This window comes from Mycobacterium shunyiense (assembly GCF_058270075.1).
In genome coordinates, this window is record NZ_JBZDPU010000011.1 from 29,699 (window position 1) to 43,873 (window position 14,175).

The following is a 14,175-nucleotide window of genomic DNA, read 5'->3' on the forward strand; positions in this document are numbered from 1 at the left end:
CCGACGGTGCTGCCAGGGATTGCGTTGACGCAGGGTGATCGAGGCTTGGCGCCGTGGCGGGCGCGGTCTGCTGTGGTGCCGGTGACTCGGCACTCTGGTCGACCACGGCCGGCTCGGGGGCTGTGACCGGTTCGGCGCTGACCTGGGGAAGTTGGGTGCCGGTGGTTGGGGCCGTGGAGGCTGGTCGATTCGCCGGCGGCAGTTCGGTTCCGCCGGGGTCGATCTCGCGTGGGTCGGTGGGCTGGTCGAACGAATCGAACAGGTCGAGCTGGGGGTCGTCTTCTACTCGACGGGGTACCCGTCGTCGCGAAGGTCGTCGTACACCATCGGTGCCAGGTCGCTGGCCAGCGGATGCTGGGGGCCGTCCGGTACCGGTAGACCGTCCTCGATCCGGGCGATCAGCAGGTAGGCGGCCTTGATTTGGAACATCGTCGAGAACTGGTGGTCCGGCCAAACTCGTTGGGCCAGCTCCTCCAGCTCCTCCCCCGGCTCGCTGCGATACCGTGCGTTGTTCCACCGCTGGTTCCACGGCACTTCGCTGGCCGGCGTCGGTTGCGCCAGTGGCGGATCGAAGTCGCTTGTCTCGTCCGTCGGCGGGATCTGATCGTAAAGTTCCTGGCGTACGACCGTCTCTCGTGCTGTCTGCATCGCGGTCGCGCGCAAACGCACCGTCGTCAGGTAGTCGGGGTGCTGGCCGTGTTGGCTGGTCCAGTTGGTGATCGCTGTCGCGGCCAGTTCGTCGGCCATCTCCCCCGCCATTCGGTCCAACCGCTGGGTCGTTTGATCCAGGAACCGTTCGGTCTGTTCGGGGCTCCATTCCGCGGGCAGTGGCAGCCATTGGGGGTACACGTCGTCGACGGCTTGCCTCATCCAATGACTCACGGAGATCCTCGGCCCCTTCGATGCTGAACAAATCCGGCTGCTGGGGGTCGTCGCGCCGTGCCATAGTGTTCTCGATCCCGCAACGCTGCTCGTCATGGGTCCGCGTCCTGTTCGTTGACGTCGTCCTCGTGATCTGCGGCGTTGACCCCATTGCGGGAGTTGCCCGTGCCCGGTGTACCCACAGCGTCGCGTCGACGTGGGTCACCTAAATCCTCGATCGCCAGGTTCACGTGGCGAATCGCTTCTTCGATGTCTTTTTGAGTTTGTTCAAGTCCTTGCTGGTGGCGCATGTTGCGTGCGGCAAGAACTCGTAGTCGATCCTTGATCGCGTTGAGTGGGATCAACGCGGGATGGGGGGTCGGGGTCGGGCCCCTTCTGATCGGCATACCGCCCTTGAGCGCGGCCAGTGTGCTGCCCGGTTCCCACAACAGATGCGTGTCGATTTTTTCCAGTGTCTCTGAAGTGGGCTTGTAACCACGTTTGCCCATCGTGGCCAGTGTGGTTCGGCCGGGTCCGCCGATCGCAGCGAACTTGGCTTTCGACAAATTCAGTTCGCGTAGACGTTCCTCGATCCAGCGCGCGAGGTTGTCGTAGTCCTCTTCAGCGTTGGGGTCATAGACCGGGCGTGTGGTACCGGTGTGCTGTTCGCGTGGCTTGGGTGCGATGCCGTACATCGCGTCGCGAGCGGACCCGACTTCCCAGCTGCACAGGTCGTCTAGTCGGGCCAGGGTTGTGCGGTTGGGTACGCGGTCATCTTTTCCGAGCTGCGTCAGGGTGGAGCGGGACACAAAACCGAGCTTGCTGGCCTGCAGCGTGCTCAATCCAAGTTCGCGTAGACGGTTGTTCACCTCTTTGGCGAGCAACCCGACGTCGGGCATGTCGGTGTTGCGGGCCAGCTCCAAAACCCGTTCCTTCGACAGCCCGGTTTGGGCTGCCACGGCAGCGACGGCCTGGCCCTCGCTGAGCATGGTCCGTGCGGCGTCGTCTGCGTCATTTTCGACGTCGGTCGCCTCTTCGGCGGTGATGGCCGTCCCTCCTCACCTGTGCAAACTCATCTCAGTCTGTAGTGGATGGTACATGCGTAGACGTGATCCGAATAGAACACACCGAGCATTGCGGGTACGGATTGGTGTTTACGCCGATGAGCAATTTGTGATCGTAATTAGCCCGCCCTCACTGCCGGCAAACATCGATCGAGGACGCCCCTGACCCCTAGGAGGATTCACCCACGTCGTCGCCGGCGCCAGCCCGTCGCTTCGAGGTGGACTGCGTCTTGGAGTCGGCCTGGGTTGGGAGCAAGTTCACGACAGCGTCGGCAGCCAGTTCCGTGGGCTGGCCTGGATCTCCACGAAGTCCGGTGACGCCCGGGGTTCCTCTCACCACATCCAGTGACCTGTCGTTGAGCTTCATGCGAACCAGGATCACCCCGGGCATCTGCCGCCGGACAGTGACCCCTTCCGGGTGTTCCTTGTTGACCTGCCTGAAGTCTTCGACGGGAAGCTCAACCTGAAACACGTCACCACCGGCGTCCAGATTCTTGACTCGATTCTCGAGATTGGACCTGACTTTGCCCTCGTAACCTGCGTAGGCATGCACCAGATACCAATTGCCGGGCTGCTCGACGAGCCGTTCAGTACTCTGCGCGGCGCTCGGTTCTTGGCGCACTGGAGATGAACTGCGCACGACGGACCTTCTTGCAAAGGGCGTCACTCCCCTACGCACCGTGGCAAGTGAGCGGGGCTTGCGCCGCGCGGCACGTAAGCGTTCCTTCAAACCGTCAACGCCAATTCCGAGCAGCTCGGCGGCCTGTTCACGGGCAGCGGCACTGGCGGTGGGTTCATCGACCGTAGCGATCGCCGCCGCGATCGCCGCTTCCGCCGCGTCGTCGACATCAGCGTCCAGAAGAAGGTCATCCAAGCTCATCCATTACCTCCGCGTGCCCTCATTGTCATCCAACCGCCACGTCGGTGCCAGCTTTTGCCTTCAGCCACTGATTTCCTGGGTAGTTGTACCAATCATGTGGTCGAGAAAATTCTGTATCAACAGGGCGAGACCATCGTCATTGAGCGGCTTCGCGCGTGCCGCATCGCGCAACGAGGTCAGTATCGTTACGGCTCTCACGGCCGTTAATGCAGGCTTTTGATCTTTCGTTCTAGAGGTCGATCGATCCACGACCCACTGAAACCTGGCCCACAGGTCTTCCTGCTTGCGACGCAAGTCTTCCCTCTCGCGCCGTTCGAGTTCGGCCGCCCGATCCTCGCGCCGAGCCTTGTTGTCAGCTTTGCGATCGTCGCGTCTGGCTTCGTTGTCGGCAGCGCGCGTATCTCGGACCTCCCTAGCCGCGATGAGGGCTGCGCCGAGCGCAGCGAGACCGGCTGCTGCCGGAGAGGTGAAGAAGGCGCCGAGGCCATGCAGGGAGTCCTGGACCCACCAACACGACGACTCCCAAGCCAGGACCTGATCCACACCACGGAACTCTACGAGCACCGCCTCGACGAAGCTGGTAATGACTCGGGTTAACGGCTGCGACGGGCCGGCGGCGGCGGATGCGCGGTCTCGCGGAGCAGAGAGCCGACTTGGTCGGCATGTCGCTCAACAACAGATGAACCCTGGGATAACCGTGGTCAGTCCATCCCCATCTCGATCCCGGCGCTAGCCGTCGACGTGACGGTGCGCTGGCCGAATTGCTGAAAGGTGTTGATGTACAGGACTTTTGGCCTTATGGGCAGCGATCATGGCTCATTCATGATGAACGATCGCCGCGTGGTCGATACGGCGCCCCATCGGCATTACGTCACAGTGACTATTCTTACGAGAATGGGCTGGCACCCTATTTGCTGCCGCCGCCGACAAGGCACACTCAGCAAACGATGGCCAGCCCAGCCGCACCTAAGTCTGAATAGCGGCGCACGTGACACCATCGGGCCGAGCACGTGATCACCGAATTCTGGCCGGACCGAGGCGCCAACACGAAGACTCACCCTATCGGCAAACACGTCTGGATCGTGATGCACGGTGCATCACCCCCCTGGTGCCCCCTTCTCTAACGGCGTTTCGTCAGGGGCTATTGCCCGTCCGTCGTTGTAGGTTTCGGCGATAACGCGGAGCTGCGCTGCGAACGCTTCGTTGGTGAACTGCTGCAGCGAGTAGCGGCGTCCCGTTTGCACCCTCACTAGCCGGACCGCGCCTCGGGCCGCTGCGAGCAGCTCACCGCTTACGTTAACCGTGGTGCGCCCCGGCGATGGTCCTTGGTCATCGTCAGGGTGCATAAGCGACGGATCCTGTTCCGATGTCATGCCGCCACGGTCTGTGAGGTAAACAGGCCGAGCTTGTCGGAGAGATATTCCCGGACTTCCTTGTAATCGCCATTAACGAGCTTGGCGTTGCGCCCGTAGAGGGGGAGTGGTGTGGCGTTGACGAACGCCTCGTCGACCACGCTTGATCGCCGCACACCACCCGTGACCAGCTCGCCGTAAACGTCACGCAGATCCTCCATCTGGTCGAGGTACACCTGGCCCGAGTTGGCCGGTGGCACAACGCACGGAATGATCGCTAGTAGGCGTAGGTCCATTCGGTAGGTCTCACGCAGGATGTGCAGTTGTGCTTCAAGATCGGGCAGGCCGCGACTCTCTTTATACGCGGGTTTAGCGCAAGCGATGACACCCCAGGACGCCGGATTGTCGGCATTCTCGCTGACACTCGTCGCCAGAATTCCAGAGATGACAAGGGTCGACATGGTGCCGGGGCAATCTATAAGCGTGACGTCCACCGGGTCCGCCTCGGCGAGTGCTTTACGGAGGCGCATGACGCCCCCTGGGTCTGCGGCCAGCTCAATCATGACTCGGTCGAGTGTCGACCGACGAGCGGGGACGAGGGTGAGATTAGGGATCTCTCCGAATACGGGCTCGTCGTCTTCGTCGAATCCATTGACGACACGGCCGGGGAGTTCAACTTCGGCCACGGTGGCGTCGTTGCGCAGAATGTCGGCAATAGTACGTCCGTGCGAATCTTCATAGCCCAGCCAGGTGCTGGCGTTGGCTTGGCTGTCAAGATCGACGATCCGTACACGCAGGCCTGCGAGGGCCAATTGCGTCCCTAGTGTCACCGTCGTTGTGGTCTTGCCAGTACTGCCGGCCAGACTGACAAAGGCATAGGTAGTTCCCATAGTGAAGCTCCTTTAGATGGAAGTGGCGGAGTGGAACAGTCGGGCGGGGGAGCGGCACGTTCGTCGGGCCAGACGTCGGACAGACCGTCGCCGATGCATGGTGAATCGCGTCGGTGGTAGTTCGAGACGGGAGGTGATGCACCGTGAATCGCATCGACCAGCAGCGTCACAATTAGTGGTGATGCACGGTGAATCAGCTCGGGGAGTTAGAGGGAGCGGCAGGGGTGATGCACGGTGCATCACCCCCTGGAACGCCACACCCTTCAGAGATGATGCACCGTGCATCACCCCTGAAGGATTCTCTAAACACCCTGGTAGGGCCCATTTAGCCGACATTAGACGGCACCAATTCGCTCAAGTTCCCAGGTTGTCGGTGAGTACGCAGCACGGTCCTGGAGTAGCTCCAGGTAGGTGGCATCAAGGTGATCCCAGGAGTCTCGATTCTTGTCAGCTGCGCGCAACTCATAGGCGGCCACCGCGCATGCCCAGGCGATCTCGACTTGGCGTTTCAGCTCCGTCTCGCTGGCTGCCGCCCGTCGGTAGGATGCGGCGTCATGGTGGTCGGAGGCAGTGGACAGCCCCGCCACCCGACTGAACTCGAAAGCCAACGCCCACCCTGTAGACCCTGAGGCAAGCGCGGACAACCCGGCCGCGTACTGACCTGCCAGCAAGGGGAGCAGCTTCTCCCTCGGAGGGGGGCTGGAGACCAGCCGAGGGCATGCCGCGCGACGCGCCTTCTTGGCGGCCGTGTTCAGCTTGGCCTCGTTGGGGGAGGCTGCAGTGGGCCGTTGCGGCTGTGTTGAATCGGCAGCAGACGAGTCTCTGTCGAGGTCTGCGGGGAAGTAGATGAGCCCACCCTGGAGCGGGTCGATCGCCGCGACAATCGGGCCGACCGCCTCCTCCGGTGACCCGATTGAGTGCCGCTGATAGTCCGGCCCGAAGCGCTCTTTCGCATCGACGATTTCCACCCCATCTTTGGCCGCGCGGTTGCGGGCGCGGCGCTCGGCCACGACCCGCTCGGCGGCACGCACGGGCGTCGTTCCTGACAGTATGAGTTCGAAAGCTGCGATCTGATCGGCTCGACGATCATCGGAATCTTGCTCGGGCTCAATTTCTTCTTGCCAGGGTCGTTGGGGGCCGTAAGGCAACTCGCCGGCTAGCTTGGCCGCCTCGGTCGAACGGATCCGGTCCGCAGCGACAGCTTCGAGCACTTCGGGTGTCAGCAGCAATAGGCTCAGTCGGCGCGACACCGTCGATTGGCTCATACCAACCTTCTCGGCTATTGCGCGCTGCCCATAACCGAGTTCGCTGTAGCGGGCGAACATTTCTGCCTGCTCGATCTCAGTAAGATCTTCGCGGCCGAGGTTTTCATTGGCCATCGCATCAAGGTCACCGCCATCGGACAGTACGGTGTCGTCGACCACCGCCGGGACGGCAGCTATGCCGGCCGCCAATGCGGCGGCGCAACGGCGGTGTCCGTAGATCGTGATGTACTCGGCGTCCGAGGAGACCTGGTCGGCAAGTACTGGTCGCGCGGCGACGAAGGCCTTGCGGGTAACGAGGAGGACCGGCACCTGCACGCCCACAGCGGAGATGGAATTCACCAGCTCTACCCACCGCGGATTGTCCGGCTTAGGAATAGACCTCGTTGGGATGTTGTAGGGGTGCGGGGCGATCGCCGACGGGGGCGCCTCGATGAACCGCTGACCGTCGGCTGCTGCCATCGAGGCTAAGCCAGCGGTGATGCCGCCAACTGGATTGACTTCCTTAGCTGCTGCGAGGAAGACCTCACTCTCCGCGCCGCCGGCGTAACGGGTCAGCTTGTTGGCCGTCCTACGGCCTGACGCCTTACGGGCCGTTTGCTTGTTAGCGGTCGAAGTACCAGTCAACGCTCTCTACACCCCTTTAAACATGTAATGCATGTAAGGCACATCCTATGGCGCGGCAATGGGTGTTGAGCGAACGACACGCCCAAGAAGGATGAAGTTGCTGCTACCACGATGGACAATGAAGCCGCTTGCGGTCAAAGGTGATGCACGGTGCATCACCTTCGGGACCAGGCACACTTGACGACTGAAGGTCGACTCCGGGCGCACCGTACTCACGGTGTGGCGGTGACCGAAGTTTCCTTCAGCGCTATCCCTCGACTTCAGTCGGGGGATGAGGTCAACTGGACAACGGTGTTGCCAGGACGCGTGCGCCGAGAACGTCGGAGAGCAATTCGATGGCGTCGTGTTCGTCGTCGACGTCGTCGCGTGGTGGTGGGCCTGTAGCCATCATCGCGTCGCGCCAGGCGGTGTGTTCCTCGATGTGGTTGGCGCCGACGCTGGCTGGCGCACATCCGCTTTCCGGGTCGTGCGGGGCTGGCTGGGTGTTGCGTTGCTGTTCGCGGTCGTCCAGCCATTTGCGCCAGGCCGCTCGTTCGGCCCGATGCCGTTCGAGCCGTTCGTGGCGTACCTGGTCGAGGTGTTGTTGTTGGGCGATGTCGTCGAGGGTGACCTGCCCGATTCCGACGGTTCCCCAGCCGGTTTTGGTGAGCAGGCCGGCAATTTCGAGTGCGGTGACCATTGTGTCGCCGGTGGCTCGCGGCACGGCGGCCGCCGCGTACAGGTCAGCCTTGTCGGTGAGCCCGAAATAAGCCACCAATTCGTAGATTCGGCGCAGGTGGTGGCCGATCACGCTCCAGGCCTCGTGGACAGCTTCGACGCGCACGCGTTGCGCTCCGACGGGATCCTTGGTGACACGGTTCTGGGTGGTCAGGGCGTAGACGTCGGCTTCGATGCCAATCGCTTGGCGCACCAGTACCAGCGGTGAGCCTGGTCGTTCTCGAAGGTCAGCGAGGACTCTCCACACGGTGTCCTCGCTGAGAAGCCCACAGCCGATCGAAAGTGTTCTACCGCCCACTCCTACCAACCAGCTGCCGGATCGTTGCTCACCGGCGACCAGGGCGTAGAAAGCCAGTGCCTGAAGTACCGCTCGCACCGTCCATCTCAGCCTCTTGCCGGTGTACTCGCCATCTGCCCATGCGAGCGCGTTGGCCAGCCAGTCCCGAAGATCCTTCGGTCCACGCCATCCCTGTGCCTTACCCCCCGGTGTGTAGTTCTTCTCTATGTGCCGCGGGGGAGAGGATTTTGCGACATTGGTGATGTACCAGTTCAGGGCTTTGGTGAAGTCCTTGCTGAGCGCGAGGTCGGCTCGATGCCCGTAGCGCGCGTAGGCGGCGCCTAGTCCGGCATGCCAGCGGCCGCCTGGGGCGATGGTGTCGCGCAGTTCGGCCAGGCTGTGTCCGCGGGAGAACGCGTTGACCACGACTGACATGCGGGCTTCGTGATTGGTGGCCCAAGTGGTTCGTTGCGGGCTGAGAACGCCGTGTGTTGCGAATTCGGCGACGGCGGCCGGTATGTCATCAGTTCGGCGGTAGGGCGGGGCCAGCCGGATGTCGTCTCCGTGGCCTTCCAGATAATCCTCTACTGAGCGGGTGGCCGTTGTGGCGGCTGGTGTGGGCTGCGGGGAGGGCTTGAATGCGCCGAGCAGCATCTGCAGTTGGGGCAGCAGGTCGGGGGCTGATCGGGTGGTGAAGGCCTCCACGGCGTCCGTTAGGTTGCCGTCGAGTTGGCGGTAGCCGCCGTCCTTGTCTGGTGAACCTGGGACGCTGATGCAGCCTTGCTCGGCGCCGCAGACGGGCGTGATGTCCAGTGTCGGTAGTCGGCTGGCGAGTAGTCGCACCAGCGCCTTCATTTCGTCACATGACGCTGAGGTGCCGATCGCCAGTGGGGCGATCAGGTGCCGGCCGCCGTTGGTCGAAGAGTCGGTGATGAATACGCCGCCGCACGAGCTGATCCATGCTGCGGCAGTATCGAGGTCGGCCTTGACTTGCTCGGCGCCGTGGTGCTTGACGTCGAAATCGAGAATCAGTTGGTTAGTGCGGCCTTTGGCGTAGATGTACACGGCTGCGGATCGCTTTGGCAGCGATTCGGTGAGCCTCCCGGAGTCGGAGAACTTCTCGGTGTCGGCGTTGTAGAGGCGCATCTGCGTGCGCCCCGGTGCGGCGATGAGCCGCGCCAGGCGTTTCCACACCTCGTGGGGTGAGTGGGGTGGCGAGAGGGCCTGAATGGTTTGTCCGGGCAGGACGGCGGCGCTGCTCACCGAGCGATCCACGAATTGGCCAGCGCCGGGCTGCTTTTGAGGTTAGGTCGTTGAAGCTGAGGTGGTTGTGTCGTGTTCGTTGATGCTGTGAGGCGTGCAGGTTGGTCTTTCATCGGTCGTCCTCGACGGTTGGTCGAACCTGTTGTGGGCGTGGGCGTTTCGATTCGGGCCCATCGCCGGAAGAGACCAGCTGCGAGGAGAAAGTGGACAGCAACCAATTACGCGAGTCGTATTGCGATCTCAACGGGTAGCGTCTACTCTGAGACCAGACTTGGTAAGTCTTGGTTCCTCAGTGATGGGGGTACCGAAATGAATTCCGAGCCGCTAACTCGGTTTTCACGTAAGCCCCGCCTCTGGCGGGGTTTTTGCGTTTCGGGCCTACTGTTCAGTTGTCACAAGTACGGATCGAGGCCCCTCCTACTCGTTGTGCAGGCCGCGCTGGCATCCACGTCGATGACAGCAAGCAAGGGGTGCTCGAGATAGGGGCCCACACGGGTGTCCCCCTTCCCTTGACCCATCGTGGTCGAACTATACAGCGAAAGCAATCAGTGAACGCTGATTGTTCAGGTGCGTGAGTCGCGCCCGACTATTGGTGCGCGAGGGTGCACTGTGGTTTGTGATGAAACTGTGCTTGCGTCATACCGGGATATTGGCATGCGAATACGCGGTCTGACCGCAGCGACACGCGGTCAGACCGCGTCGTGAAGATGCGGTCGCTCTGTTTGGCCGTCAGCTGGCCAAGCGGTCCTCAGGCTCGACAGCGCTCGGCAACGCACCCTTGGCCATGAGCAGAGCAGCGGTGCGCAGGAATGCAGCGGGCTTGAGGCCGGCGAGTTGGGCGGCCTCCCTGATGACTTTGCCTTCGTCATCGTTGAGGCGCACGTCGATCTTGTCGCCTCGCTGGCGGGTCTCCGAGCCCGACGATGAGCGGCGGCGTGTGGCTGCTGCGGTGGTCATTCGTCGCTCCGATCCCGGTTTCCAGTATCTACAATCCAGTTACTAGTTTCTAGATTCTAGAAAGTGGATACTGGAAGACGTGGATGCGACACGCGTTAGCGAACTGCTTTTCGGCCGTAAGTGCCGGCTAGCGGTCGCGGCGTGGGTGCTCAACAATCCCAAGGATCGGTTCTTCCAGTCAGAGCCACGCGGAATCGAACATGCGTCACCGACGAATATCCGTGACGAGCTGGCTCGACTGGTCGACCTTGGCATGCTCGACATTGAACGTCCCGACGATTCGCGCCGGATCTACTACGTCCGCACCACCAGCCCGCTATGGGACATCATCGCGGCCGCGCTGCAGGCAATCGATTCCGACTGGCTCTGAGGCTCTCGGCACCCGGCCCCCTTGCGCGCAGTGAACCGATGCAGCACACTGGGCAATGAGTGAACACTAGTTGCGCAGCCGTTTGGAGGGTCCGGTGTCGGGAAACGAAATCTCACTTGATCAAGATCAGGCCGCAGCCGCTGCTGCTCAGTGGCGCGAGTACGCCGATCAGGTTGAAACCCATGGACGTAGCCGCCACGTCCCACCAGAGATGTTGCGCAGCATGCTCGGCGATGTCTACGACGATTACATCCAGTCCAAGCAGGGCGAGTACAGCGCTCGCGAGAGCGCGTATGCCCGGGTGGCCGCGCAGACACGCTCGCACGCTGACAAGCTCGACAACACCAACCGCATCCTGACCGAGGGCGACGAAAATGCCGCGGCCAGTTTTGGCGCTCTGATCGATTGACCTTCGATGGTCAAATAGAAGAAGCGTTTGGGGGACACGGTGATCCAGGTTGATGACGACGGTTTGGCCCGCGACGGCGCTGGCCTGTGCTCGTCGGCCCAGCCAGGACCTTCGGGCGTTTCCTGTGCTCCTGCGGCCGGGGATGCGACATCGGTCGCGATGGCGGGCCTGCTTAACGGATGGAACGCAACGGTGTCTGCGTTGCTCGACCATGCTGCGAAGCACCGGGAGATCGGTGGTATCGCGGTAGCAGGATCGGGACGCACGATCGCCGCTGCGGATGAAGAGAATGCCGTGGCCATCCGGTCCGTCGTCGGTGGTGCCGGTGCGCCCGCACCGAGCGCCAGTGCGCCAGCCGACGTTCCGATGATCGCGCCGCCGTCGTTGCCGGCCCTGCCCTCCCTGCCGGGTGTTCCGCCGCCGATGACAGGGGAGCAGATCGCGCAGTACGTGCACGGTGGTCCGGGTGCCGACAGCGTGCGCAACCTGGCCAGTTCGTGGCGTTCGTCTGTAGCACCTGCGGTGAGCAAGACCGCTGACGAGACCTACCGGTATGCCGCCGATGTTGATCAGCATTGGGAGGACGACGGACGCCAGCAGGCGGGAGCCAACGTGTTTGAACACGCTGAATGGCTGTCTTCACCGATGCATGATCACGTCATCGCCTTGGCCGATCGCGCCGACGAGTATGCCTCGCATATCGATGAGTTGCGCAACGCGACCCCCACACCTGAGGAGTTCAGCGAGCTGCGCAACCAGGTGAACAACGGGATGGCCATTTATCGGGCCAGTAACGGTTTGAATGCCGCTCCGCTGGTCGCTGCCACGGCGAAGTTGGCCGAGAAACAAGGCCAGGCCATCGATGCCTACACCACCTACACCGCGGCTGCCTCCACAACCGCGGGGTCAGCACCTACTCCGCCGCCGCCGGCACCGGCGATTGTTCGGGGCGGGCCGATCCAGAGCATGCATTCGTCGAAGTCCCCGGGGGCGCCGAAAGATCCGAAGGACGACAAGGTGGCCAGTTCGGCCGGCACGGAGGACGGCCCGGGCGCTGGCGGAAAGGATCCGCTTTCTGATGTGGCGGGCAAGGCTGTCGCATCGGATGCTGCTGTCCCGCCGGGCACCCCCGAAGGCCTGGCCGCTGCTGCCACACCCACCACGGCGCCGGGTATGGCAGCCAATGTGGCAGGCACGATCGTTGGGGCGATCACCGGGACTGCCAGCCAACTCGCCGGGGGGCTTCCGGGCTCTGGCGGCGGCTCCATGCTTCCGAACGCGCTGTCTGGACTGTCGTCCGCATTGCCCGCCATGACTGGCGGTATGCCGCAGTCGGGATCCCCGTCGATGCCTTCGGATATGGGTGCTGGCGGTGGATCCCCCGGTGATGATCTCGGGCTCGGCGATTTCGGCACTGGTGGGACCACTCCAGCCTCCAGCGGCGGCCCGGGCGGCGGGGGCGGCGCGCCGGTCTCTGGCGCTGGGCCAGCCGTCGGCTACGCCAGCCCGGTGAGTGCTGCACCTGCACCGCCTATCGGCGCTGCCTCAACACCAGGGGTTGCAACGGGCTCCGGCGGTGGCCCGATGGGAGGGATGTTTCCGCCCATGATGGGCGGCCTGGGCGGTGACGGGGCAGCGGCAGAACGCAATAAGGACAACGATCGCCGGGTGGTGTTGCGTCCGGCAGCCAACAGCGAGCCGGTTTTCGGCGCGGTGGAGCGGAAGCGGTCAACCCGGCGAGCATCGTCGGCGGCCTCAGAGAAGGGGAACAATGACAACAACGACTGATGCGCGGCTTCAAGCCCTCGACGACATGCTCGACGCGGTCTACGAATGGCAGGAAAAGGCTGACGCTTTCATCGCGACCGGCGACGACGATGATCCCGTGATCGCAACGCACGATTCGCGTGGGAAGTTGCTCGAGCTTTACGTGCGGCCCGGGCTGCTGCATGAGCTCACTGTCGATGAGCTCGATGAGGAAATCAACGCCGCGATCGCGCAAAACGCCGCTAGGGCCCACGCCGGTCTGATGAAAATCTCTGAGGAGTTCTTGGCGAAATGGACCGACATCCCCAATCATCTTGCCCAGCACCCTGTCGCTGTTCGAATGGCTGACGCGTTGGCGGCTGCGACGGGTTCGCAGTCCCAGCCACGACAGACGGGACGGGCATAGCTCTATGCCTGCCGTTGCACATTCCTCGTCGGGATCGGGTGACTACGTCAAGATCGAACCCGAAAGTTTCGCAGCCTCTGTTGCAGTGACCGCCAGCCGCGCAGCAGCCGCCGCAGCCGAGGGCGGCAGCGGGGTTGTTTGCGATGCTGCATCAGCTGCAGCGAACGTAGCTGCCGACCGAGTCTCGGGTGAGATCACGGCCGCTACGGCGGCATGGGGCGCTGATGGGGCCGCCTTCTTCGCTGCCCTCGCCGCAGGCGGGGCCAAGCACGAGTCGGCAAGCACAGTAACGACAGCAGAGTTAACTACACAGGATGCTGAGTCGGCAGGGCAGATCAGATCGGTGACCGTCTGATCGGTGTGAGCGCCCAGAATAACTGCAGGCCAAGGAGGCAGTTCCGGCATAGACTGACATTCACAAGCAGGGGAGGATCTGAAAGTGACTTCTACACCAGCAATGGCGTCGGTGACGACGAGTTACGGGCCTGCCTACGCGCCGCCCGCCCAGGCGCCCTACGGCTCAGCGCCAGCATACGGCGCCGGCGGTGCCCCGACTCCGCAGCCGACGCCCCCACCTCCTGCGCCTGGTGGTTCCCCTGATGGCGGCAAGCGCAAGACCTTCGGCCGAATGGCGATGTTGGTCGCAGCGATTCTGATTGCCGGACTTGTGGGCGGGGTCTTGGGCGCAGTGATCGTCAGCCGCACCTCGACGAGCCCTGCGCCTGCTGAGCAGCCAGTCGCGCCGACGTATTCGGCGAGCACGATTCGGGCACAGAACGTTCAGTTATGCACGGCCTACGCCACCATCAACAGCTCAATGCCCAGCCCGGCCGAGAATGGCGCACAGGTCCTTCCAGGAGCGAACGGCTTGCGACTCGCACTAGATGAGAATCCGGCGGCATCACCCGAGATCCGGTCAGCCATCACTGATGTCATCGGTCAGTTTGACGCCATGATCGCAGCCTTTGGGAAAGTGCGTACTCGCGGCTTGGCAGAGCCGCCTCACTACGACTCCGAACGCGCGCAACAGATTTCGGATCGCGCGTGGGACGTCTGCCAGCTCGGATAGGTGA

Annotated in this window: 13 protein-coding genes; 5 read left to right on the top strand and 8 right to left on the bottom strand. The window is 62.9% G+C overall.

The window, feature by feature from the left end:
* Positions 1 to 282: 282 nt before the first annotated feature.
* The 8 genes from AC4ELH_RS09135 to AC4ELH_RS09170 all read right to left on the bottom strand — a co-directional run bounded on the left by AC4ELH_RS09135 (position 283) and on the right by AC4ELH_RS09170 (position 10,150).
* Entirely contained in the window at positions 283 to 882 is a 600-nt protein-coding gene (locus AC4ELH_RS09135) for a hypothetical protein (protein WP_498884178.1), read from the bottom strand.
* A gap of 92 nt (positions 883 to 974) precedes the next feature.
* The gene (locus AC4ELH_RS09140; protein ID WP_064880933.1) at positions 975 to 1,760 is read right to left on the bottom strand and encodes a hypothetical protein; all 786 of its coding nucleotides are present in this window, start codon (positions 1,758 to 1,760) and stop codon (positions 975 to 977) included.
* Positions 1,761 to 2,094: 334 nt separating this feature from the next.
* The gene (locus AC4ELH_RS09145) at positions 2,095 to 2,805 is read right to left on the bottom strand and encodes a transcription termination/antitermination NusG family protein (protein WP_498884180.1); all 711 of its coding nucleotides are present in this window, start codon (positions 2,803 to 2,805) and stop codon (positions 2,095 to 2,097) included.
* Between the two features lie 60 nt (positions 2,806 to 2,865).
* Positions 2,866 to 3,348, bottom strand: coding sequence for a hypothetical protein (locus tag AC4ELH_RS09150; protein ID WP_454231428.1), 483 nt, complete (start codon positions 3,346 to 3,348; stop codon positions 2,866 to 2,868).
* Positions 3,349 to 4,174: 826 nt separating this feature from the next.
* A complete protein-coding gene (locus tag AC4ELH_RS09155) occupies positions 4,175 to 5,047 on the bottom strand; it encodes a ParA family protein (RefSeq protein ID WP_454231429.1) in 873 nt (290 codons plus the stop codon).
* A 335-nt stretch (positions 5,048 to 5,382) separates the two neighbouring features.
* Positions 5,383 to 6,771 carry a ParB/RepB/Spo0J family partition protein gene (locus tag AC4ELH_RS09160; protein ID WP_498884183.1) on the bottom strand — a complete coding sequence of 463 codons (1,389 nt, stop codon included), beginning with the start codon at positions 6,769 to 6,771 and terminating at the stop codon, positions 5,383 to 5,385.
* A 442-nt stretch (positions 6,772 to 7,213) separates the two neighbouring features.
* Positions 7,214 to 9,193 (bottom strand): hypothetical protein, encoded by a 1,980-nt coding sequence (locus AC4ELH_RS09165; protein WP_454231431.1) that lies wholly within the window; start codon positions 9,191 to 9,193, stop codon positions 7,214 to 7,216.
* Positions 9,194 to 9,922: 729 nt separating this feature from the next.
* Positions 9,923 to 10,150 carry a plasmid mobilization protein gene (locus tag AC4ELH_RS09170; protein ID WP_409552826.1) on the bottom strand — a complete coding sequence of 76 codons (228 nt, stop codon included), beginning with the start codon at positions 10,148 to 10,150 and terminating at the stop codon, positions 9,923 to 9,925.
* Between the two features lie 79 nt (positions 10,151 to 10,229).
* Here AC4ELH_RS09170 and AC4ELH_RS09175 point away from each other — a divergent pair, with 79 nt between their 5' ends.
* From AC4ELH_RS09175 to AC4ELH_RS09195, 5 genes are all read left to right on the top strand, one after another.
* Positions 10,230 to 10,520: a hypothetical protein gene (locus AC4ELH_RS09175; protein ID WP_409552827.1), complete on the top strand. Its 291-nt coding sequence runs from the start codon at positions 10,230 to 10,232 to the stop codon at positions 10,518 to 10,520.
* A 94-nt stretch (positions 10,521 to 10,614) separates the two neighbouring features.
* Positions 10,615 to 10,929, top strand: coding sequence for a hypothetical protein (locus AC4ELH_RS09180; protein ID WP_409552828.1), 315 nt, complete (start codon positions 10,615 to 10,617; stop codon positions 10,927 to 10,929).
* Positions 10,930 to 11,121: 192 nt separating this feature from the next.
* Positions 11,122 to 12,717 (top strand): hypothetical protein, encoded by a 1,596-nt coding sequence (locus tag AC4ELH_RS09185; RefSeq protein ID WP_454231432.1) that lies wholly within the window; start codon positions 11,122 to 11,124, stop codon positions 12,715 to 12,717.
* On the top strand, positions 12,701 to 13,102 hold the full coding sequence (locus AC4ELH_RS09190) for a hypothetical protein (protein WP_426652097.1): 402 nt from the start codon (positions 12,701 to 12,703) through the stop codon (positions 13,100 to 13,102). Before AC4ELH_RS09185 ends, AC4ELH_RS09190 begins: the two co-directional genes overlap by 17 nt.
* A 628-nt stretch (positions 13,103 to 13,730) precedes the next feature.
* Positions 13,731 to 14,171, top strand: coding sequence for a hypothetical protein (locus AC4ELH_RS09195; RefSeq protein WP_409552831.1), 441 nt, complete (start codon positions 13,731 to 13,733; stop codon positions 14,169 to 14,171).
* Positions 14,172 to 14,175: the final 4 nt, after the last annotated feature.